The organism is Rathayibacter sp. AY1G1 (assembly GCF_002932095.1).
GTDB lineage: Bacteria > Actinomycetota > Actinomycetes > Actinomycetales > Microbacteriaceae > Rathayibacter.
The window spans coordinates 62,144-82,148 of sequence record NZ_PSUZ01000018.1 but is presented as its reverse complement, the minus strand read 5'-3'; the positions used below and the strand labels follow the sequence as shown (position 1 = coordinate 82,148).

The following is a 20,005-nucleotide window of genomic DNA, read 5'->3' as shown; positions in this document are numbered from 1 at the left end:
GAGGCCGTCTTCGACCAGATCGAGGCAGACCTGTCGGGGGAGGAGAGCGAGGCCGACCTCGACGACACCCTCTTCACCGTCGCCGAGGTCGTCGAGCACTTCCTCGACTTCCTCACCGACGAGGACCTCTGGACCGGCACCGACGAGGAGCTGGACGAGTGCCAGGCCGTCCTCGACGAGGTCCTCGACCTCGCCGGCTCCTTCGTGGAGGCCGTGCTCGACGACCTCGCCGAGCTCGACGAGGTCCCGGCCGAGGAGCAGCTCTCCGCCGTGCGCGCCACCGCTCTCGTGCACGCCGCCGACGTCGTGGTCGAGCACCTCGCCGCCGACGACGGCGCGACCCTCACCGAGCGCGCCGCCCGCGAGATCGCGGTCGAGGCGGGCATCTCCTCCGCGGGATCCACCCCGAGCGACGACTCCGTCCGCATCCCGGTCTCGGCCTGGTGGGACGCGCTGGTCGGCTCGGCCGTGCTCGAGCAGGAAGGATCCGCCGCAGGTCTCGGCGAGGCCGCCGTGCTCTGGCGCAGCTCCGACGCGCACGAGGCCGCCGCCGAGCGCATCGCCTACGTCGCCCGCTTCCTCGAGCAGTGGATCCTCAGCGCCCAGACCGCGCTGGCGGCCGCCGACACCGAGGACGGCGCCTTCTCCCCGGAGGAGCGCGCGGTCACCACCACCGACGCCGTGCTGGTCCGCATCGCGGTCGCCTGCCAGGCCGAGATCCACCCGGGCCTGGTCGTCGGCGAGCTGGTCGACGAGCTGGCAGCCGACTCCGGAGTCTCGCTCGACGAGGCCCTCGACGAGCGCGAGCGCATGGTCGGCACGGCCGAGCGGATGCTCGACGACACCGCCGAGCTCGGGCTGCTGCTGCACTCGCCCGAGTTCGGCTACGCGGTGCCGGAGGGCCTCGCGCCCGTCCTCGCCTCCGTCGTCCGCGCGACGGTCGTCCTCCTCGGCGAGCGCGAGGCCACCCGCCTCGAGATCCTCGACGAGGCGACCCAGGACACGGCGACGGCCTACGCGCTCCACGTCGCCCTGCTCGGGACCAAGCCCGTCGTCTGGCGGCGCCTCGAGCTCTCCTCCGAGTCGTCGCTGCGCGATCTGCACCTCGCGCTCCAGCTCTCGCTGGGCTGGACCGACGCGCAGCCGCACTACTTCAGCGTCGGCGTGCCCGACGAGGAGCAGGCTCCGATCGGCTCGCCGTCCGACGCGGAGGAGTTCGGCGCCGACCTCGTGGACGAGGCGGGCGTCGCGCTCGCCGAGGTGCTCGAGCAGGAGCAGGACGAGCTCTTCTACGTCTACGACCTCGAGGACGAGTGGCGCCACGTCATCCGTCTGGAGTCGATCGCGCCGCTGTCGTCGGCTCTGCCGCGCTGCACGGGCGCGCGCGGCGCGGCTCCGCTCGACGTGCCGGGAGGCCCCGCGGCCTGGGCCGACACGGTGCGGGCGGCGACGGACCCGTCCTCGGCCGACCACGCGGAGGCGCTCGAGGCTCTCGGCCTCGCCGCCGGAGCCTCGTTCGATCCGGCCGCGGTCGACGTCGACGGCATCAACCGCTCGCTCGGACTCCTGCGCTCCGCGGTCTGACGCCCCGCCGGAGGGCATCACCGGAGGAGGCCCCGCTCCCGCTCACCGCGGGCGGCGGGGGCCTCCTCCGGTGCGGGGCGTCACAGGGTGAGCAGCAGCTTGCCGATGTGGCCGGAGGAGCGCATCACGTCGTGCGCCCGCTCGGCCTCGGCGAGCGGGACCACCTCGTCCACCACCGGTCGCACCGTCCCGGCGGCGACCAGCGGCCAGACCTCCGCGCGCACCTGCGCGACGATCGCGCGCCGCTCCTCCAGGGGCCGGGCGCGGAGGGTCGTGGCGTGCACCGCCCCGCGCTTGCGCATCAGCACCCCGAGATCGAGCGAGCCCAGCGCACCGGACTGGTTGCCGATGAACACCACGCGCCCGCCCACGGCCAGCGCCTCCAGGTCTCGCGCCAGGTAGTCGCCGCCGACGGGGTCGAGGATCACGTCGACGCCGAGCCCGCCGGTCGCCTCGCGGATCCGCTCGACGAAGTCCTCCTCGCGGTAGTCGATCAGGACGTCGGCGCCGAGCGCGCGGCACGCCTCGAGCTTGCGGGCGCTGCCGGCCGTGACGGCGACGCGGGCGCCGAGGGCGGCGGCGATCTGGATGCCCGTGGTCCCGATCCCGCTCCCGCCGCCGTGGAGGAGGACGGTGTCGCCGGATCCGAGCCCGGCCACCATCACGAGGTTCGACCAGACGGTGGACGTCGTCTCCGGGAGGGCGGCGGCCGAGACGAGGCCGACGCCGTCCGGCACCGGCAGCACCAGGCCCGCGTCGACCGCGACGTACTCGGCGTAGCCGCCGCCGGAGAGCAGCGCGCAGACCTCGTCGCCCTCCGCGAACCCGGTCGCGTCCTCGCCGAGCGCGACGACCGTGCCGGACACCTCCATCCCGAGGATCTCGGAGGCGCCGGGCGGCGGCGGGTAGACCCCGCCGCGCTGGCCGAGGTCGGCGCGGTTGACGCCGGCGGCCGCGACGCGGACGAGGACCTCGCCGGGTCCGGGGGAGGGCGTCGGCACCTCCTCCAGCACGAGTCGGGAGTCGGGGCCGGGGTTCTCGATGCGGATCGCCTGCATGAGGGGGATGCTACGCCGCGGGCCTCGGCGCTCGCGGTGCTCCCGTCCGGCGCGGGGCCGGCTCAGCGCTGCTCCGCCAGGAACGCCAGCACCGCGTCCTTGAAGCCCCGCGCGGGCACGGTGCTGGTGTGGTCGCGGCCGGGGACGCTCACGAACCGCGCCCCCGCCTCCGCCGCCAGCAGCTCACCGCCGGGAGCGATCGGATCCGCGCCGCCGGTCACGAGCAGCGTCGGCAGGCCGGGGTGCCGCCCGTGCTCCGGGTGCGCCCCGCCACGGACGCCGTCGGCCACCGCCACCAGCGCCGCGAGGTCATTGCCCTGCACGCCCTCCGCCATGCCGATGAAGGCGCGGGTGAAGCCGTCGTCGATCTCGCCGCCGGAGGCGACGCGGGCCCGGGCCGCCTCCGCGTCGAAGGAGCGGAGGGGCTCGCCCACCGTCAGCCCGCCGAGGCTCAGCGATGCGAGCCGCTCCGGGTGCTCGAGCCCCAGCACCCAGCTCATCCGGGCGCCGAGGGAGTAGCCGAGGACGTGGGGCGCGTCGAGGTCGTAGGAGTCGAGCACCCGCACCAGGTCGGCCACCATGGCGTCCACGCTGTAGGAGTCGGAGTGGTGCGGCTTCTCGCTCGCGCCGTGCCCGCGCTGGTCGAGCGCCACGACGCGGTACCCGGCCCGGTGCAGCGTCCGCAGCCAGCCCGACGTCTCCCAGTTGAGCACGGCGTGGGAGGCGAAGCCGTGCACGGCGAGGACGGTCGGGGCGCTCTCCTCGCCGACGGAGTAGGTGGCCAGTCTCACTCCGTCGTCGGCCACGACGTACACGGGCGGAGGGAAGGCGATCACTTCACCACCCTGCCCGCCGCCGCGGGGTCGAGGGGGCACCGCGCCGCGGACACGCCGGGCGGAGTCCCAGGAGCGGAGAGCCGCCGTGCCCGGTGTCCCCGAACGGTCAGCGCGGCGGACGGGTGGAGCGGGCGAAGGGCACGGCGATCCAGAGGCGCACGGTGCGTCCCTGGCCGGACCGGATCCCGAGGACGACGCACAGCACGAGGTTGAGCACGGCCAGCGCGAGGATCGCCGAGATCGTCGCGAGCGGCCAGTCGGCGCCGAGCGAGTCGCGCACCGACACCAGCGCGAGGTGCAGCGGGACCAGCATCAGCTGGAGTGCGAGGTAGGTGAGCTGCCAGTTGACGGCGACCAGGCCGTTCCGGTCGCTGAGGGTGCCGATCCGCCGCCGCGACCCCCACACCATCACGGTCGCCGTGAGGGAGATCACAGGGGAGATCACCACGAAGCCGGCGAGCGCCGAGAGCCCGGCGAACCAGACGGCCCGGGCGCCCTTGCGGTCCCGGGTGCGGTGCCGCAGCTCGTCGTCGTCCATCGCCGCCTCCTCGCGCCGGGACCAGTCTCGCACCCGCCCCCGCGTCGAGGCGGGGGATCGCCCCCGAGTTCCGGGGGTTCCCCGGATGGGGCGGGTCCGGGCGCGTCCGTAGCGTGGAGGCATCGCCGGAGCACACCGGCAGCACCGCCGGCCCGCCCGGCGGCACCGCATCCCGCCGGGCGACCGGCACCCGAGAAGGAGCACACCGTGACCACCGACGACCGCACCGCCCGCCTCTCCACCCCCGCCGACGAGCAGCCGACCGTGGACCTGGGCGCGACCGCCGTCCTCACCGAGGAGCGGCCGTCCGCCGGAGAGCGCCCCGCCGCCGAGGAGTCCGCCTCCTCGCAGCAGGCCCGCGCCCCCTACGGCACTCCCGCCGTCCCGCCCGCGGCGCTCGCCCCGGCGCCCTCGACCCCGTTCTCGCTCACGAGCCTGATCCTCGGCGTCACCTCCGTCTTCTTCGGACTGACCGTGATCGCTCCGGCCGCGGGCCTGGTCTTCGGCATCCTGGGCCTGCGGAGGGAGCCGACCGGCCGCACGCTCTCGATCTGGGGCATCGTGCTCAACTCCGTCATGCTCGGCCTCGTCCTGCTGTTCGCGCTCGCCGTGCTCGTCGTGGTCGTGCTCGTGCCGCTCGCGGCCCTCGCGTCGGGCAGCGACTACCGCTGATCCGCCGCTTCCCGCGTCCCGCGCCTCCTGTCCGCTCCGGCGGCGGGAGGCGCGGGACTTCCGCGCCCGCCGAGCGGACGCTCCGCGCCCGCGTCCGCCGCCGCCCCGTGCCCCGGCGATAGGCTGGCCGCGCAGTTCGCGAGCCCCCTGCACCCTCCGGGGCCGCACGACGACAGCAACGGAGCTGGACGTGACCCTCGCACCGAGCACCCTCCCCGACCGCGACCCGGAAGGCAGAGCCCTGGACGACACCGAGACCCCCGCCACGCGCACCGAGAGCGACTCCCTCGGCTCGATGGAGATCCCCGCCGAGGCCTACTGGGGCATCCACACGGCGCGGGCCCTCGACAACTTCCCGATCTCGAAGCGCCCCATCTCGATCTACCCCGATCTCGTCCGGTCCCTCGCGACGGTCAAGCTCGCGGCCGCCCGGGCCAACACCGAGCTCGGCACCCTCGCCCCCGCCAAGGCCGAGCTGATCGAGGCCGCGTGCCGCCGCATCATCGACGGCGAGTTCCACGACCAGTTCGTGGTCGGGGTGATCCAGGGCGGCGCCGGCACCTCGACGAACATGAACGCGAACGAGGTCGTCGCCAACGTCGCACTCGAGATCGGCGGCTTCGAGCGGGGCGACTACGCGCACCTGCACCCCCTCGACGACGTCAACCGCAGCCAGTCCACCAACGACGTCTACCCGACCGCGATCAAGATCGCGATGACCTGGTCGCTGCGCCGCCTGCTCGACGAGCTGGCGCTGCTGCGCGAGTCGTTCTCCCGCAAGGCGGTCGAGTTCGGCAGCGTCCTGAAGGTCGGCCGCACGCAGCTGCAGGACGCGGTGCCGATGACGCTCGGCCAGGAGTTCCACGGCTTCGCGACGACCCTCGGCGAGGACCACGCCCGCCTCTCCGAGACCATCTGGCTGCTCGCCGAGGTCAACATCGGAGCCACCGCGATCGGCACAGGCATCACCGCCGATCCGCGCTACGGCGCGGCTGCTGTCCGCCACCTCAACGAGATCACCGATCTCGACCTCGAGATGGCGCAGGACCTCGTCGAGGCGACGAGCGACACCGGCGTCTTCATGTCGTTCTCGAGCGCGCTCAAGCGCTCGGCGATCAAGCTGTCCAAGATCTGCAACGACCTGAGACTCCTCTCCTCGGGCCCTCAGGCCGGCTTCGGCGAGATCAACCTGCCTCCGCGCCAGGCGGGATCCAGCATCATGCCCGGCAAGGTGAACCCGGTCATCCCCGAGGTGGTCAACCAGGTCGCCTACTCGGTGGCCGGGGCCGACGTCACGGTCACGATGGCGGCCGAGGCGGGTCAGCTCCAGCTCAACGCCTTCGAGCCGGTGATCGCGCACTCGCTGCTGCAGAGCATCACCTGGATGACGCAGGCCTGCAGGACGCTCCGCGAGAACTGCATCGACGGCATCACCGCGAACGTCGACCGGCTCGAGGCCATGGTCGCCTCCTCGGTCGGGGTCGTGACGGCGCTCACGCCGAGCATCGGCTACACCGCGTCCGCCGCCCTCGCGAAGGCCGCCCTCGCGACCGGCCGCAACATCGCCGACCTGGTGGTCGAGGCGGGGCTGATGTCCCGCGAGGAGGTCATGCGGCTGATCTCGCCGGCGCGGCTCTCGGGCATCGAGGCGATGACCGCGGCGCTCCCGATCATCGACCCCGCGCCGGAGGCGTGACCGCGGCCGCGAGGCGCGCCCCGGCGTAGCTGCGCCAGGGCGCCCAGCGGCGCCCGGCCTCGGCCAGCCCGCGCTCGCCGGCGGGCAGGCCGCGCGCCGCCGCGCCCCGCCGGAGCACGGGATCCCCTGTGAGCAGGACGTCGGGATCTCCGGTCGCCCGCTGTGCCACCTCGGCCGCCGTGGCCGCGTCGATCCCGGGGACCGCCAGCAGCTGCTCGGCGAGCTCCTCCCGGTCGGCGTCGAGCCGCAGGGCTCCCTCGGCGAGCATCGTGCAGGTCCGCACCAGCACGTCGGCGGATCCGCGGAGCACGTCGGCGGCGTGCTCGGCGATCACCGCGGGGGAGGGGAAGGCGCGTGCGATCGATCCGCTCGCCACGGACTCCGGGAGCGTCGCGCCGAGCGCCGCGACCAGCCGTGCGGCCTCCCGCCGGCCGAGCAGCGCGCGCACCAGCGTCTCGGCCGGGTCGACGGAGCCGGGCACGCGGACACCGGGGCGGGCGGCGACGCTCGGAGCGAGTGCGGGATCGGCCGCGAGGGCCTCGTCCACGGCGCGGGCGTCCGCGTCCAGGTCGAGCAGCCGCCTCACCCGGGCGACCAGCGGCCCGACGTCGGCGACGGAGACGAGCGTCGCGCTGCAGCGGACGCTCTCCCCGTCCGCCGCCAGCCGGATCAGCGCCGCGCCCCCGGGCAGGACGAGCGAGCGCGCGTAGCCGCCGGGGGACGCCTCCTCGATGCCCGGGAGCGCGGTGCCGCCGAGCACGTCGAGCACCCCGGGATCGAACGGAGCCCGCACTGCCAGCCGGAGCTCCAGCGTGGTCGCGCCGTCGTGGACGCTCGCCTCGGAGCGCGTGCCGCGGGCCGAGGCGCGCAGGGCCGTCGGGGTCCGCTCGTACACCTCCGCCAGGGTCGCGTTGAACTGCCGGATGCTCGTGAAGCCGGCGGCGAAGGCGACGTCGGACACGGGCAGGTCGGTGCTCGTGAGCAGGAGCCGGGCGGTCTGGGCGCGCTGGGCGCGAGCGAGGGCCAGCGGAGGCGCGCCCAGCTCCTCGCGCAGGATGCGGCCGAGGTGGCGCGCGCCGTAGCCGAGCCGGGCGGCCAGCCCCTCGACCCCCTCGCGGTCGACCACTCCGTCGGCGATCAAACGCATGGCGCGCGCCGCCGTGTCGTCGCGCAGGTTCCACTCGGGGGAGCCGGGGACAGCGTCCGGCAGGCAGCGCTTGCAGGCGCGGAGCCCCGCCTCGTGCGCTGCGGCGGCCGTCGGGTAGAAGCGCACGTTCGCGCGCCGCGGCGTGATGGCGGGGCAGCTCGGACGGCAGTAGATGCCGGTGGAGTGCACGCCGGTCAGGAACCGCCCGTCGAACCGGGAGTCGCGGGAGGCGACGGCGCGGTAGCGCTCCTCGAAGAGCGGATCGGAGTCGGGCACGCCTCGAGCCTCGCACGCGGCGACGTCGAGCAGGAGCGGGAATCGGACACGGGCGTCCGCACCCCGGCCCTCCTCCAAGCGCCCGGCGCGTGTCAACCGCCGACAGCGCACCCCGCCCGTGCCCTACTGTCGGCCCCATGAGCGCCTATCCGCCGCCCGCACCGCCCGCCACCGCCCGCCCCTCCGTCGTGCCGACCGTGCTCGGCTCGATCGGCGTGGCGCTCCTCGGGATCCTGCTGCTGCTCGTGCTCGCCTACGTGGTTCTCGGACTCGGCGTCAGCGCCGCGGGGATCTGCGCGGTCATCGCCCTCGTCCCGCTGACCGTGGTCCTGCTGGGCGTCCGCTGGGTCGACCGGTGGGAGCCGGAGCCAGCGCTGGGCCTGTGGTTCGCGTTCCTCTGGGGCGCGGCCGGGTCCGTCGCGATCGCGCTCCTGGTCGACCTCGGCGTGCAGATCGCCGTCTACGCGTCCGGGCAGCAGCCGAGCGGATCCGACTTCGTCGGCGCCGTGATCCAGGCGCCGCTGGTCGAGGAGACGGCCAAGGGGATCGGCGTCCTCCTCGTCCTGCTGATCTGGCGCCGGACCTTCGACGGGCCCGTCGACGGCATCGTCTACGCGGCCGTCGTCGCCTCCGGGTTCGCCTTCGTCGAGAACATCCTCTACTTCGGCAGCGCGCTGGTGGAGGGCGGTCTCGGCTCGCTCGCCGTGACCTTCTTCCTCCGCGGGGTGCTCTCGCCCTTCGCGCACGTGCTCTTCACCGCCTGCACGGGCGCGGCCCTCGGCTTCGCCTCGAACCGGCCCGCCGTCGCGCGGCTGCCCATCGCCCTGCTCGGGCTGGCGCTCGCCGCGTTCCTGCACGCGCTCTGGAACGGCTCGTCGTTCCTGGTGTCCGACTGGTTCGGCTTCTACGGCGTGGTCCAGGTGCCGCTGTTCGCGGTCGCCGTGGTCGTGGTGGTGCTGCTGCGCCGGCAGGAGCGGCGCGTGACGCTCCAGCGGCTCGACGACTACGCCGTCGCCGGCTGGCTCTCGCCGGCCGAGGTGCGGATGATCGGCACCGCGGAGGGGCGCCGCACCGCCGCTCGCTGGGCCCGGAGCGCGGGAGGGGACCGGCCGCGGGCGATGCGGGACTTCCTCCGCTCGGCGACGCGGCTCGCGCACCACCGGCAGCACCTCCTGCTCAGCCGCGGCGGACGCACCGGAGCGGTCGACGAGCAGGTCCTGCTCGACGAACTCGTCGCCCGCCGGGCGGTGCTCACCCGCTGAGCCGGGGCCGCCCCCGCTCAGCCCCGGCGCGCTAGGCGGAGGCGCTGCGCACGCGGCGCTCGCCGGCCGTCACGGGCACGCCGAGCCGGTTCTGCGCGGGCGGCAGCGGGCAGTTGTAGTGGGGCGAGAAGCCGCACGGCGGGATGTACGCCCGGTTGAAGTCCAGGAGCACCGGAGCGGGGGTGCCCGCGTCGGCCGCGCCGCCGATCCGCTGCACGACGAGGAAGCGGCCGACGGGGTAGCTCGCGAGCTCCGGGTCGTCGCTGCGGTTGGTCGGATCGCCGAACGGGACGAGGAGCGTGCCGCCGTCGTCGAACGCCGCGACCGTGTACTCGCGGGCGCGCCCGTCGTCCACGAGCGAGAAGGTGATGTCGCCGGGCACGACGAGCTCGCGGGTGGCGCCGTTGTCGCGCAGGTGCTCGAACGGGACCGTGCGGTCCTCGGCGACCGGCTCGAACCACGCCTCGAGCACCCAGGCGGCGTCGAACGGGAAGGTCTCGATGGCGTCGAAGGACCGGATGCCGTCGGAGGCCGCGTCCCAGACGCGGTAGCCGTACTCGGGCTCGCCGGTGTCGAGGTTCTCGCGGCGCATCCGCGTCAGGGTCGCCGAGGGGCCGTAGCCGGCCAGCGCCTGCTCGTCGTCGACGCTCTCGCCGGGCTCGAGCCAGCGCGTCTCGACGAGGGCGAGATCGCCCCGGGGTCCGGTGACGCGCTCGACGCGTCGGGCGAGCCACGACTCCCAGCCGGCGCGTGCCGACTCCGTGAGGTCGATCGAGGCGCGGGAGGGGGCGGTGACGCTGCTGCTCGGAGTGGCCATGGGGCGTGCAACGCGGGGCCGTCCGGTTCTCTTCCCGGTCGATGACCGGACGGAGGACGGACACCCGCGAGAAAGCGCTCGACGCCCTGCGGCAGCGGCAGGGCCGGCTGCTCGGACGGGGCGTCGAGCTCTTCGTGAGAGAGAGGATGCTCCTCCGCGGCGCCGAGCGCAAGAGGCATCCGGATCCCGCTGTCGGCACGGCCCGCTTCGGATCGCTCGGTAGACTGGACCGCCTGTTTTCCCGCGGCCCCCGGAGCGCATCCCGCGCCTCCCGGCCCGCGGCGGCGGACCCTCGGAAGGCGGACGATGACGGACGGCAGCACTGTGCAGGCCACCGAGCTCTCTCGGGAGCGCGACTACGTGGCGGCGCTCTACGCCCGCCTCGAAGAGCTGATCGCCCAGGCCCGCGAGGCTCTGGACACGGTCCGCATCGAGAGCGTCGGCGGCAACCACCAGAGCCGCTCCGAGCGCGACGCCTACGCGCGGCTCTACGAGGACCGCATCCGCTCGCTCACCGGCGCCGACGACCGGCTCGCCTTCGGCCGGCTGACGCTCGCGGACGCCGACGCCGAGCACCGCTACATCGGCCGGATCGGCCTGCGCGACGAGGAGCAGGACACGCTGCTGCTCGACTGGCGCGCCCCGCAGTCGGCCGCGTTCTACCAGGCCACCGCCGCCCGGCCGATGGGGACGCGCGCCCGGCGCCACCTCACCACTCGGGGCCGCGAGGTCCTCCGCTTCGAGGACGAGGTCTTCGACGAGGAGCTGCTGCGCGAGGGCACCGTGCTGCAGGGCGAGGGCGCGCTCATGGCGGCCCTCGGTGCGCAGCGCACCGGCCGGATGCACGACATCGTCGCGACCATCCAGAGCGAGCAGGACCGCATCATCCGGTCCGAGCTGCGCGGCGTGCTCGTCGTGCAGGGCGGGCCGGGCACCGGCAAGACCGCGGTCGCCCTGCACCGGGCCGCCTACCTCCTCTACTCCTACCGCGACCGCATCGCCTCCTCCGGCGTGCTCGTGGTCGGCCCCTCACGCTCCTTCCTCCGCTACATCGAGGCGGTGCTGCCCTCGCTCGGCGAGACGGGTGTCGTCCTCTCGACGCTCGGCCAGCTCTACCCGGGCCTCGACCTCGTCGAGGAGGACGTGCCCGCGGTCGCCCGCGTGAAGGGCTCGGCGCGGATGGCGGAGCTGCTCAAGCGCGCGGTCCGCTCCCGCCAGACCGTCCCGGCCGAGACCCAGGTGCTCGACGTCAACGGCGAGAAGCTCCGTCTGGAGCCGCAGGACGTGGAGCGCGCGATCACCCGCGCGCGCGACACCCGCAAGCCGCACAACGAGGCGCGCGTCTCCTTCGTCAAGACGCTGCTCTCGCAGCTCACCCGCCAGCTCGCCGATCAGCTGCGGAGCCACGGCAGCACGGTTGACGAGGCCGACGAGGCGGTGCTGCGCGAGGACGTGCGGACCGCCCACGACGTCCGCGTCGCTCTCAACACCGCGTGGATCCCGCTGACCCCCGAGAAGCTGCTGCAGGACCTCTACGCCCGTCCGAACTGGTTCGCGACCCTCACGCCGCGCTGGACCGCCGCGCAGCGCTCCCTCCTCCGCCGAGACCGCGACGCTCCGTTCACGGTCTCCGACGTACCGCTGCTCGACGAGGCCGCGGAGCTGCTCGGCGCCTACGACGACCACGCCGACGCCTCGAAGAAGGCCGAGAAGGAGCAGCGCAAGCGCGACGTCGAGAACGCGGAGGCCGCCATCCGCAACATGGGCGTCGACGGCCTCGTCAACGCCAAGGACCTCGCGGCCGGCTTCGCCGAGCGCTCGGTGCTCGGGACCACCGCCGAGCGGGCCGCGGCCGACCGCACCTGGACCTACGGGCACGTCGTGGTCGACGAGGCGCAGGAGCTCTCGCCGATGCAGTGGCGGGTGCTGCTGCGCCGCTGCCCGATGCGCTCGTTCACGATCGTGGGCGACGTCGCGCAGGCGTCCGGCGCCTCCGCCGCCTCGAGCTGGGACGCCGCGCTCCGCGACACCTTCGGCCGCCAGGGCCGGGGAGTGGAGGCGGCGCCGTGGCGCCTGGAGGAGCTGACGGTCAACTACCGCACGCCCGCGCAGATCGTCGCCTTCGCCGAGCGGACGGCGCGCGAGAACGGGCTGGAGATCACGCCGGGGGAGGCCGTGCGCTCCACCGAGTGGCCGGTGCGGACGATCCGCGATCGCGGCGACGCGAGCCTCTCGGAGCGCGTGCTGGCGGCCGTCGTCGAGGACCGGGCGATCGAGGCGGAGGGGACGCTCGCGGTCATCGCGCCCGACGACGACCTCGCCGCGATCGCCGAGCGCCTCGAGGAGCGGTTCGGCCGGGAGGTGGGCCGTGGAGCGACCGGGCTCGACCGCGCGATCGCCGTGCTGTCGACGAACGACGCCAAGGGGCTCGAGTTCGACTCCGTGATCATCGCCCGCCCTCGCCTCATCGCGCAGACCGGCGAGCGCGGCGCCGCATCGCTCTACGTCGCGATGACCCGGCCGACGCAGCGCCTCACGCTCGTGGAGTGAGTGCTCGCAGCCCGCTCCCAGACTCCGCTCCCGAGCGCCGTAGGATCGAGGCATGAGCAGCGAGAACCTGACCAAGCCCGAGGTCGACGCCCCTGAGGGCCCGGCCCCCGACACCCTCGTCGTCGAGGACATCGTCGTCGGCGACGGCGCCGAGGCGCAGCCCGGCTCGACCGTCGAGGTCCACTACCTCGGCGTCGAGTACGACACCGGCGAGGAGTTCGACTCCTCCTGGAGCCGCGACCAGTCGATCAACTTCCCCCTCAACAACCTCATCCGCGCCTGGCAGCAGGGCATCCCGGGGATGAAGGTCGGCGGCCGCCGCAAGCTGATCTGCCCGCCCGCGCTGGCGTACGGCCCGGCCGGCGGAGGGCACCCGCTCTCCGGCAAGACCCTGATCTTCGTGATCGACCTGCTCGGCACCAAGTAGCTCCGAGCACACGACGAAGGCGCAGCTCCTAGCGGGGCTGCGCCTTCTTCACGCGGTCGACCAGCTCGCGCCAGGCTCCGTCGAGCTCGGTCTCGCCGAGGCGGACGTGGTGCGTCTGCACGCGGATCTCGTAGACGAAGCGGTCGGCCCGGCCGGGGGACTCGCCGTCGGCGGCGTCCCAGGGGAGCGAGCCGAGCAGGTCGCGCCAGGCGCGCTCGTCGGGCTGCTGCTCGACGTCGACCCGCCACACCCGGCGGAGGCCGGCGACTCCGCCGCTGCGCGACACGATGACGTCCATGCGCGCGATGCTACCCGCCTCCGTCCTCGAGCGGACCGGCTCAGGCGGACAGCGTCACGCCGACCGTCGTCCAGCCGGTGCGCACGGCGGCCTCGACCTCGGAGCCGGATCCGAAGCGCTCGGCGGCGGCCCGCACGGTGAGCGCCGCGAACGCCTCGAAGTCGGCCGTCGCGGTGAGGACGCCCCCGGTCAGCACGTCGTACCAGACCTGCCCAGCGCGCTCCCACGCCTTCCCGCCGAGGGTCGTCGCCGCCACGGCGAACGCGCGGTTGGGGATCCCCGAGTTGATGTGCACTCCGCCGTTGTCGTCGTCGGTCTCGACGTAGTCGGCCATCGAGCCCGGCTGCGGGTCGGAGCCGAGGACGTCGTCGTCGTAGGCGGTGCCGGGGGCGATCATCGACCGCAGGGCCGTGCCCTGCACCTCGTCGGTGAAGAGCCCCTCGCCGATCAGCCAGCTCGCCTCGTCGGCGCTCTGGCCGGCGCCGTACTGCTCCAGCAGGGCTCCGAACACGTCCGAGACCGACTCGTTGAGCGCTCCGGACTGGCCGCGGTAGACGAGGTTCGCCGTGTACTCGGTGATGCCGTGGGCGAGCTCGTGGCCGATCACGCTCTGCGAGACGGTGAAGCGGCGGAACACCTGGCCGTCCCCGTCGCCGAAGACCATCCGCGAGCCGTCCCAGAAGGCGTTGTCGTAGTCGTCGCCGAAGTGCACGGTCGCGTCGAGCGGCAGCCAGGCGTCGTCGATCGAGTCGCGGCCGTACGCACCCTGCAGGAAGGCCGACATCGCGCCGAGGCCGTCGTACGCCTCGTCGACGGCCGCATCCCCCGTGGCCGCCTCGCCCTCGCGGCGGACGACCGTGCCGGGCAGGGTCTCCTCGGTACGCGCGTCCGCGATGGTGCGCTGGAGCGACTGCACGCGGGTGCGCGGCGAGGACGTCGCGGCGGCGGTCGGCGCCCCGCGGTCGGGCGCGGGCTCTCCGGGCCGGACGCGCCGGAACGGCACGTCCTGCTCGAGCGAGCGGCTCGCGGCCCGCGCGGCCCGGGCGAAGGCCGGATCGTCGAGGCGGGCGATGCGGACGAGGAGGTACGGCGGCACGACGGTTCGTCTCATGCCCCGATCCTGGCACCGACGTCCGACACGGTCCCGGGCTCGCCCGGCGGGCCCGCATGCGGTAGCACCGAGCGGTAGCGTGAGCGCGACGAGCGGTTTCCAGCGATCCGGGGCCAGGCCCCGAGGACGACGAGGGCGGACATGGGCATCATCACGCGGGGCTTCTTCGGCAAGAGGGAGGCGGACCCGGACCTCCCGCCGGGCCAGCACCTCGAGAACGGCTTCCCCGTCCTCTCGATCGGGCCCACCCCGAACATCCATGAGTGGGCCTTCTCCATCGACGGCGGCCCCGCGGGCGTGCGCCGCTGGAACCGGGAGGAGTTCGACGCGCTCCCGCACGAGGACGTGCACACCGACATCCACTGCGTGACCCGGTGGTCGAAGCTCGGCACCAGCTGGCGCGGCGTCTCGGTCGACACTCTGCTGGAGGGCCTGGAGACGGACGCCGGCTTCGTCATGGCGCAGAGCTTCGGCGGCTACACGACGAACCTCCCGCTCGCCGAGATCCGCGGCGGGAGGGCCTGGGTCGTCACCGAGTTCGAGGGGAAGCCCCTCGCGGCCGAGCACGGCGGCCCCGCCCGGCTCCTGGTGCCGCACCTCTACTTCTGGAAGAGCGCGAAGTGGGTGCGGACGCTCCGCCTGATGCCCGGCGACGAGCCCGGCTTCTGGGAGCAGAACGGCTACCACATGCACGGGGACCCCTGGAAAGAGGAGCGCTACTGGTGATGTGGACGGAGGCGGTGGCCGAGTCGGTCGCGCCGCTCACGCCCACGTCGCGCCTCCTGGTGCTCCGCGTGCCCGGGTGGCCGGGCCACCTGGCGGGGCAGCACCTCGACGTGCGCCTCACCGCGCCCGACGGCTACCAGGCGAGCCGCTCCTACTCGATCGGCGCCCCGGCCGACGGGGAGCGGGTCGAGCTCGCGGTCGAGCGGCTGGACGACGGGGAGGTCTCCCCGTACCTGGTCGACGGCCTCGAAGCGGGCGACCGGCTCGAGATCCGCGGTCCGATCGGCGGCTGGTTCGTCTGGCGCCCCGAGCAGGCGGAGCCGGTGCAGCTGATCGCGGGCGGGAGCGGTGTGGTGCCGCTGATGGCGATGGCGCGCGAGCACGCCCGGTCCGGGAGCGCGGCGCGGATGCAGCTGCTCTACTCGGTCCGCTCGCCCGTCTTCGCCTACTACCGCGAGGAGCTGGCGGCGCTCGCCGAGCGGCCGGCCGCGACGGGCGGAGTCGCGGTGGACCACGTCTTCACCCGGGTGGCGCCAGCGGGAGCGGCACGTCCGGCCGGCCGCGTCACTCCGGAGCTGCTCGCCGAGGCGGCTCTGCCGGCCTCGCTCGAGCCGACCGTCTACGTGTGCGGCCCGACCTCGTTCGTCGAGGCCGTCGCCACCGCCCTGGTCGAGCAGGGCCACGCGCCCGAGCGCGTCCGCACCGAGCGCTTCGGCGGCGCCTGACGCCTGTCCCCGCGAGGCGCCGCGCCCCGGCGGCGCCCCGGAGGAGGGATCACTCGAAGGAGACGGTGCGGTTCTCGCCGATGTCGGGCTGTCCGCCGGTGACGGCGGCCTTGAGGACCTTGAACAGCACGACCGGACGGGGCTCGTCGGTCGCCCACAGCTCGACGGTCTCGGCCTCGACGCGGATCAGCGCGACGGTCGGGTCGTCCTTGCCGTCGGGGAACCAGCCGGCGACGGCCGGGGACCACAGCTCGTCCACCTTCGCCGGGTCGTGCACGACGGTCGCCGAGCCGGCCACCGACAGGTAGCCCTTCTTCGACTCGAACGCGACGTTGACGCTCGGGTTCGCGCGGATGTCGTCGACCTTGGGCGACGGGTCCTGCGTGAAGAACCACAGTTCGCCGTCGAAGTCGATGTCCTGGGCCTTGAGCGGACGGCTGACGAGCTGCCCGGTGGCGTTGACGGTGGTGAGGAGCCCGATCCCGGCGCTCTTCACCATCTCGGTGATCTGCTCGCGGTCGTCGGAGTCGGCGGGAGTGATGTCGGTGTCGGTCATGGTGCCGACGCTACGCGGACCGTGCGCCGCCGCAAGGGGTGGCGACGCCTCACCGCGCGTGTCTAGCGTCGAGGCATGGACACCGAATCGACGTACACCGCCATCCTCGACAGCGGAGCGGAGCAGGAGAGCATCCGCCTCGAGATGATCGACGGCTCCCCGCAGCGCTCCTTCACCCGCCTGGCCGACATCGACGGCGAGGAGGTCGAGGTGGTCTGGGAGCTGGAGCCCGACGACGACGGCTTCCACGTCTACCGCCCGGTGCGGGTCGAGGGCCGCGACGACGACAGCGGACTGGTCTCGGACGACCGGCTGACCGACGGCGGCGGCGCCGACGCGGCCTCCGGCGACTGATCCCCGGCGCGCCCGTCCGCCGGCCTGAGCCGAGCGGGCGGGCGCGCTGTCCCATCCGGCTCGAGGGAGACGCCCCTCCGCTCAGGCCGTCGGGTGCAGGGCGTCGTACCCACGGAAGCCCGGTCGGAGTCGCAGCACCGCGGCGAGGATCGCGATGATCGCGAGCCCGCCCGCGAGCGGCGGCAGCCAGAGCAGCGCGAGCGAGGCGAGCAGTCCCGTGTAGAGGTCGCCGACCCGCGGGCCGCCCGTCACCACGACGATGAACACGCCCTGGAGCCGACCCCGCATGTTGTCGGGGACCGCGGTCTGCAGCATCGTCTGCCGGAAGATCGAGCTGACGTTGTCGGAGGCGCCCGCGCCGGCCAGGGCGACCGCCGCCAGCGCGATGAGCACCGCGTTCGGCGCCGACGCGTCGTGCTGCACGAGTGCGGCACCGAGCAGGACCGCGCCGAACGCGACCACGAACGCTCCGTACACCTGGATCGAGCGGCCGATCGCGAGGCCCTGCCGGCGGACCCCGGTGAGCCGGCCCGAGAAGACGCCGCTGATCAGCGCTCCGATCGCGAACGCGGCCGTGAGGGCGCCCACCGTCACCGCGCCTCCGCCGAGCAGCACGGCGGCGGCCGCCGGGAAGACCACGCGCGGCTGTCCGAAGGTCATGGCCACGATGTCGACCAGGAAGGACATCCGGATGTTCGGGGCGCCCTTCAGGAAGCCCAGGCCGTAGCGGAGGGACTCAAGCCCCGGCCGCTGCCGCTCGCCCTCGGGCACGAGCGCCGGCAGCCCCGCGATGCCGAGGAACGCGGCGAGGAACAGCACGACGTCGATCGTGTACGTGATCGCGAAGCCGGAGGAGGCGACCAGCACGCCGGCGAGGGCGGGCCCCACGGTCACCTCGACTCCGCTCGCGATGCCGCCCAGCGCGGCGGCGGCGGGGACCAGCTCGGTGCGGAGCAGCCGCGGAGCCAGCGTCATCCGGGTGGTCACGATCACCGTCGTCGCCACCGCGTTCACGGCGGTGAGCACGTAGAGGGAGAGCGGGGTCTCGGCGCCGAGCCAGGCGAGGGCCGCGATCCCCGCGGTCGAGCCCCAGGCCACGACCGCGGCGAGCAGGAGCACCAGGCGGCGGTCGAACGCGTCGGCGAGCATCCCGCCGTAGAGGCCGGCGATCACGGTCGGGACCAGCGCCACCACGCCGACCAGCGCGACCGCGAGGGTCGATCCGGTGAGCTCGTAGATGTGCAGGCCGACCGCGACGATCGTCATCTGGCCGCCGATGCCCGAGATCACGTTGCCGGCCCAGAGCCGGGCGAAGGCCGGGGACTCGCGGAGGGGGGAGACGTCGAGGACGTGGCTGCGCCGGGGGGCGCGGGGGGTCTGGCTCACTCGCTCCATTCTGCTGACTCCGCCGCCCGGCGGGCCGCGTCGCGCCGATCCGGGGGCTCAGGGGTCATCCCCTAGGGTGAGAGGCATGAGCACGTCATCCGACGGCGCGCCCGGGCGTCAGGGTCCTCCTGCCCCGCGAGCAGCCGGAGCCGCCCCCTCGCGACGCTCGATCCGCACCGCCGCCGAGGCGGGCGCGCGTCGCGCGGCGGCCGCCACGGGCGGTCGGCGCAGCTCCACGGGCGGCGTCCGCGCCGGAGCCGCTCGGACCGGTGCCACGGCCTCGGGAGCCCGCGGGTTCCTCCGCCGCTACGGAGCCGGGATCGTCTCGGTCCTCCTGGCCGTCCTCGCCGTCCCGCTGTCGTTCTTCGTCTGGTACGCCCTGATCTCGCTCGGCGCCTACCCGGGCGACCAGGCCGTCAGCGACCTGCTGGTCGGCGTGCTCTACACCGCGCTCGTGCACGCGGTCCTGCTCGCCGGGATCCTGCTCGCCGTCTCCACCCTTCGCGCCCGGCGTCGCGAGAAGCGCCAGCCCATCGCCGGCTGGATCGGCGTGGTCCTCAACGTCCTCGTGCTCGTCTACTGGCAGCTGCTGGTCTCGCCTTGGCTCGTCGTGCTCTGGAACCGGGCCACCGGCTCCTGATACCGCCCTCCCTCTGGTAGAGTCGTCCGGTTGCCGTTCGACGGCCGCGGATCAAGAGAGCCCACGCATCAGGCGCCGGGCACCGCGCAACGAGAGAGAGGGGATCCCATATATGGCACTCGAAGCAGATGTCAAGAAGGCGATCATCGAAGAGTACGCGACCCACCCCGGTGACACCGGATCCCCCGAGGTGCAGGTGGCCGTCCTGACCAAGCGGATCAAGGACCTGACCGAGCACCTCAAGGAGCACAAGCACGACCACCACTCGCGTCGTGGTCTGCTGCTGCTCGTGGGTCAGCGTCGTCGACTCCTCGGCTACCTGTCGGATGTGGACATCAACCGCTACCGCTCGCTGATCGAGCGTCTCGGTCTGCGCCGCTAGCTCCTCCCGGAGCAGGGCGCGGTCTCGATGACACCGCGAACTTCTTGCCGAACGGGCCGTCCTCCTCGCGGAGGGCGGCCCGTTCGCGTTCCCGGGCGGACGAGGCGCGCGGCGCCGGTCAGGGCAGGGGAGCGGGGCGGTCGACTCCGCCCCACGAGTAGCCGCTCGAGGCCGAGAACCAGTCGGCCGCGGCCCGCTGGAGCGCCGTGTCCTCCTCGGGGCGGCCGGGAGCCTCCACGGCGTCGACGAGCCCGGGCAGGGCGATCCGCCAGGCCGCCGCGCTCCGCTGGGCGCGGGCCCAGTCGCGCGCGCACACCGGGTCCTCGGCCGCCGCGGCGAGAGCCCGCGGCGAGGTCACCCGCCAGCCGGTGTCCGACTCTGCGACCACGACCGCGCAGGTGAGCGCGGCGCCGCGGATGATGCTGTCGGGACCGGCGGAGGGGCCGATCGCCTGATCCTGAGCCGCGACCACCGCGGTGAGTGCGAGCTGCAGCCGGGTCGAGGGCTCGTCGGGCCGCGGTCGGATCCTCCCGTCGCCGGCCGAGACCGAGGCCGCCGATCCGGGTGCGAGGAGCAGCCCGGAGGAGGACTGCGACGCGTGCAGGCTCAGCAGCCCCGTCACTCCGTCCGTCCCGCTCGTCACGCCCCGCACCGAGGAGTCGCCGAGACTCCAGACGACGGGGGTGCGGTTGTGGATCGTGAGGCGCCGGTGGTCCTCGTCGAGGCAGGCCACGAGGTGGCCGGCCGGCACGCCCGCTCCGCCTTCGAAGGCGGACGAGGCGGCCAGCAGCTCCCGGGCGTCGTCGCACTGGGCGGGGGCGTCGGAGGCGGCGGCGGCCTGGTCGGCGACCGGCGCCCGGGGGGCGAGGGAGCCCTGCACGCCCGCGACCGCCGCCGTGGTGAGCGCCGCGGCGGCGAGGAGGAGGACCACGCCGCGCCTGCCCATCCTCCGCACCTCCTGGTC

General features: G+C 74.2%; 21 protein-coding genes. 11 read left to right on the top strand and 10 right to left on the bottom strand.

Annotated features, from left to right (window positions below):
• Nucleotides 1-1,584 (top strand): plasmid pRiA4b ORF-3 family protein (locus tag C5C36_RS11475; protein ID WP_146085328.1); only part of this gene is annotated, 1,584 nt, incomplete at its 5' end.
• An 80-nt stretch (nucleotides 1,585-1,664) separates the two neighbouring features.
• Here the strand turns inward: C5C36_RS11475 and C5C36_RS11470 are convergent.
• From C5C36_RS11470 to C5C36_RS11460, 3 genes are all read right to left on the bottom strand, one after another.
• The gene (locus tag C5C36_RS11470) at nucleotides 1,665-2,642 is read right to left on the bottom strand and encodes an NAD(P)H-quinone oxidoreductase (RefSeq protein WP_104309779.1); all 978 of its coding nucleotides are present in this window, start codon (nucleotides 2,640-2,642) and stop codon (nucleotides 1,665-1,667) included.
• A gap of 62 nt (nucleotides 2,643-2,704) precedes the next feature.
• On the bottom strand, nucleotides 2,705-3,478 hold the full coding sequence (locus C5C36_RS11465; RefSeq protein ID WP_181027173.1) for an alpha/beta fold hydrolase: 774 nt from the start codon (nucleotides 3,476-3,478) through the stop codon (nucleotides 2,705-2,707).
• Between the two features lie 106 nt (nucleotides 3,479-3,584).
• Nucleotides 3,585-4,016: a DUF4870 domain-containing protein gene (locus tag C5C36_RS11460; protein ID WP_159939525.1), complete on the bottom strand. Its 432-nt coding sequence runs from the start codon at nucleotides 4,014-4,016 to the stop codon at nucleotides 3,585-3,587.
• 207 nt (nucleotides 4,017-4,223) lie between these two features.
• Here C5C36_RS11460 and C5C36_RS17640 point away from each other — a divergent pair, with 207 nt between their 5' ends.
• Nucleotides 4,224-4,688 (top strand): DUF4190 domain-containing protein, encoded by a 465-nt coding sequence (locus C5C36_RS17640; RefSeq protein WP_104309776.1) that lies wholly within the window; start codon nucleotides 4,224-4,226, stop codon nucleotides 4,686-4,688.
• 241 nt (nucleotides 4,689-4,929) lie between these two features.
• A complete protein-coding gene (locus tag C5C36_RS11450) occupies nucleotides 4,930-6,384 on the top strand; it encodes an aspartate ammonia-lyase (protein WP_258064082.1) in 1,455 nt (484 codons plus the stop codon).
• Here the strand turns inward: C5C36_RS11450 and C5C36_RS11445 are convergent.
• On the bottom strand, nucleotides 6,359-7,807 hold the full coding sequence (locus C5C36_RS11445; protein ID WP_181133807.1) for a DNA-3-methyladenine glycosylase 2 family protein: 1,449 nt from the start codon (nucleotides 7,805-7,807) through the stop codon (nucleotides 6,359-6,361). The two genes, C5C36_RS11450 and C5C36_RS11445, sit on opposite strands and share 26 nt — an antisense overlap.
• A gap of 137 nt (nucleotides 7,808-7,944) precedes the next feature.
• Here C5C36_RS11445 and C5C36_RS11440 point away from each other — a divergent pair, with 137 nt between their 5' ends.
• Complete coding sequence (locus tag C5C36_RS11440) at nucleotides 7,945-9,069, top strand: PrsW family intramembrane metalloprotease (protein WP_104309774.1); 1,125 nt, start codon at nucleotides 7,945-7,947, stop codon at nucleotides 9,067-9,069.
• Between the two features lie 31 nt (nucleotides 9,070-9,100).
• Here C5C36_RS11440 and C5C36_RS11435 read toward each other — a convergent pair whose 3' ends face one another.
• The gene (locus C5C36_RS11435; protein WP_104247431.1) at nucleotides 9,101-9,886 is read right to left on the bottom strand and encodes a DUF1684 domain-containing protein; all 786 of its coding nucleotides are present in this window, start codon (nucleotides 9,884-9,886) and stop codon (nucleotides 9,101-9,103) included.
• Between the two features lie 306 nt (nucleotides 9,887-10,192).
• Here C5C36_RS11435 and C5C36_RS11430 point away from each other — a divergent pair, with 306 nt between their 5' ends.
• Together C5C36_RS11430 and C5C36_RS11425 are read left to right on the top strand one after the other, a co-directional pair.
• Nucleotides 10,193-12,436 carry a UvrD-helicase domain-containing protein gene (locus C5C36_RS11430; RefSeq protein WP_104309773.1) on the top strand — a complete coding sequence of 748 codons (2,244 nt, stop codon included), beginning with the start codon at nucleotides 10,193-10,195 and terminating at the stop codon, nucleotides 12,434-12,436.
• 52 nt (nucleotides 12,437-12,488) lie between these two features.
• Complete coding sequence (locus C5C36_RS11425; protein WP_104226280.1) at nucleotides 12,489-12,863, top strand: FKBP-type peptidyl-prolyl cis-trans isomerase; 375 nt, start codon at nucleotides 12,489-12,491, stop codon at nucleotides 12,861-12,863.
• 28 nt (nucleotides 12,864-12,891) lie between these two features.
• Here the strand turns inward: C5C36_RS11425 and C5C36_RS11420 are convergent, their stop codons facing one another.
• On the bottom strand, nucleotides 12,892-13,161 hold the full coding sequence (locus C5C36_RS11420) for a protealysin inhibitor emfourin (protein WP_104233246.1): 270 nt from the start codon (nucleotides 13,159-13,161) through the stop codon (nucleotides 12,892-12,894).
• A 40-nt stretch (nucleotides 13,162-13,201) separates the two neighbouring features.
• Nucleotides 13,202-14,272 (bottom strand): M4 family metallopeptidase, encoded by a 1,071-nt coding sequence (locus C5C36_RS11415; protein WP_104309772.1) that lies wholly within the window; start codon nucleotides 14,270-14,272, stop codon nucleotides 13,202-13,204.
• Between the two features lie 141 nt (nucleotides 14,273-14,413).
• Between C5C36_RS11415 and C5C36_RS11410 the strand changes: the two genes are divergently transcribed.
• Together C5C36_RS11410 and C5C36_RS11405 are read left to right on the top strand one after the other, a co-directional pair.
• A complete protein-coding gene (locus C5C36_RS11410; RefSeq protein ID WP_104224820.1) occupies nucleotides 14,414-14,998 on the top strand; it encodes a molybdopterin-dependent oxidoreductase in 585 nt (194 codons plus the stop codon).
• The gene (locus tag C5C36_RS11405) at nucleotides 14,998-15,723 is read left to right on the top strand and encodes a ferredoxin reductase (RefSeq protein ID WP_104226284.1); all 726 of its coding nucleotides are present in this window, start codon (nucleotides 14,998-15,000) and stop codon (nucleotides 15,721-15,723) included. Before C5C36_RS11410 ends, C5C36_RS11405 begins: the two co-directional genes overlap by 1 nt.
• Before the next feature lie 49 nt (nucleotides 15,724-15,772).
• Here the strand turns inward: C5C36_RS11405 and C5C36_RS11400 are convergent, their stop codons facing one another.
• On the bottom strand, nucleotides 15,773-16,279 hold the full coding sequence (locus C5C36_RS11400) for a pyridoxamine 5'-phosphate oxidase family protein (protein WP_104224818.1): 507 nt from the start codon (nucleotides 16,277-16,279) through the stop codon (nucleotides 15,773-15,775).
• 75 nt (nucleotides 16,280-16,354) lie between these two features.
• Between C5C36_RS11400 and C5C36_RS11395 the strand changes: the two genes are divergently transcribed.
• Entirely contained in the window at nucleotides 16,355-16,633 is a 279-nt protein-coding gene (locus C5C36_RS11395) for a hypothetical protein (RefSeq protein WP_104224817.1), read from the top strand.
• A gap of 81 nt (nucleotides 16,634-16,714) precedes the next feature.
• Here the strand turns inward: C5C36_RS11395 and C5C36_RS11390 are convergent, their stop codons facing one another.
• A complete protein-coding gene (locus C5C36_RS11390; RefSeq protein ID WP_258062855.1) occupies nucleotides 16,715-18,019 on the bottom strand; it encodes an MFS transporter in 1,305 nt (434 codons plus the stop codon).
• Nucleotides 18,020-18,104: 85 nt separating this feature from the next.
• Here C5C36_RS11390 and C5C36_RS11385 point away from each other — a divergent pair, with 85 nt between their 5' ends.
• Entirely contained in the window at nucleotides 18,105-18,659 is a 555-nt protein-coding gene (locus tag C5C36_RS11385) for a hypothetical protein (protein WP_104247427.1), read from the top strand.
• Nucleotides 18,660-18,771: 112 nt separating this feature from the next.
• Nucleotides 18,772-19,041 (top strand): 30S ribosomal protein S15, encoded by a 270-nt coding sequence (gene rpsO, locus C5C36_RS11380; protein WP_068252328.1) that lies wholly within the window; start codon nucleotides 18,772-18,774, stop codon nucleotides 19,039-19,041.
• A gap of 118 nt (nucleotides 19,042-19,159) precedes the next feature.
• Here the strand turns inward: rpsO and C5C36_RS11375 are convergent, their stop codons facing one another.
• On the bottom strand, nucleotides 19,160-19,987 hold the full coding sequence (locus C5C36_RS11375) for a hypothetical protein (RefSeq protein WP_104283796.1): 828 nt from the start codon (nucleotides 19,985-19,987) through the stop codon (nucleotides 19,160-19,162).
• Nucleotides 19,988-20,005 lie beyond the last annotated feature (18 nt).

Coding starts and splice junctions, on each gene's coding strand:
- C5C36_RS11375 (WP_104283796.1), bottom strand. CDS start 19,987: ATGGGCAGGCGCGGCGTGGTCCTCCTCCTCGCCGCCGCGGCGCTCACC.
- C5C36_RS11415 (WP_104309772.1), bottom strand. CDS start 14,272: ATGAGACGAACCGTCGTGCCGCCGTACCTCCTCGTCCGCATCGCCCGC.
- C5C36_RS11405 (WP_104226284.1), top strand. CDS start 14,998: ATGTGGACGGAGGCGGTGGCCGAGTCGGTCGCGCCGCTCACGCCCACG.
- C5C36_RS11470 (WP_104309779.1), bottom strand. CDS start 2,642: ATGCAGGCGATCCGCATCGAGAACCCCGGCCCCGACTCCCGACTCGTG.
- C5C36_RS11395 (WP_104224817.1), top strand. CDS start 16,355: ATGGACACCGAATCGACGTACACCGCCATCCTCGACAGCGGAGCGGAG.
- C5C36_RS11420 (WP_104233246.1), bottom strand. CDS start 13,161: ATGGACGTCATCGTGTCGCGCAGCGGCGGAGTCGCCGGCCTCCGCCGG.
- C5C36_RS11430 (WP_104309773.1), top strand. CDS start 10,193: ATGACGGACGGCAGCACTGTGCAGGCCACCGAGCTCTCTCGGGAGCGC.
- C5C36_RS11460 (WP_159939525.1), bottom strand. CDS start 4,016: ATGGACGACGACGAGCTGCGGCACCGCACCCGGGACCGCAAGGGCGCC.
- rpsO (WP_068252328.1), top strand. CDS start 18,772: ATGGCACTCGAAGCAGATGTCAAGAAGGCGATCATCGAAGAGTACGCG.
- C5C36_RS11425 (WP_104226280.1), top strand. CDS start 12,489: ATGAGCAGCGAGAACCTGACCAAGCCCGAGGTCGACGCCCCTGAGGGC.
- C5C36_RS11385 (WP_104247427.1), top strand. CDS start 18,105: ATGAGCACGTCATCCGACGGCGCGCCCGGGCGTCAGGGTCCTCCTGCC.
- C5C36_RS11410 (WP_104224820.1), top strand. CDS start 14,414: ATGGGCATCATCACGCGGGGCTTCTTCGGCAAGAGGGAGGCGGACCCG.
- C5C36_RS11435 (WP_104247431.1), bottom strand. CDS start 9,886: ATGGCCACTCCGAGCAGCAGCGTCACCGCCCCCTCCCGCGCCTCGATC.
- C5C36_RS11400 (WP_104224818.1), bottom strand. CDS start 16,279: ATGACCGACACCGACATCACTCCCGCCGACTCCGACGACCGCGAGCAG.
- C5C36_RS11440 (WP_104309774.1), top strand. CDS start 7,945: ATGAGCGCCTATCCGCCGCCCGCACCGCCCGCCACCGCCCGCCCCTCC.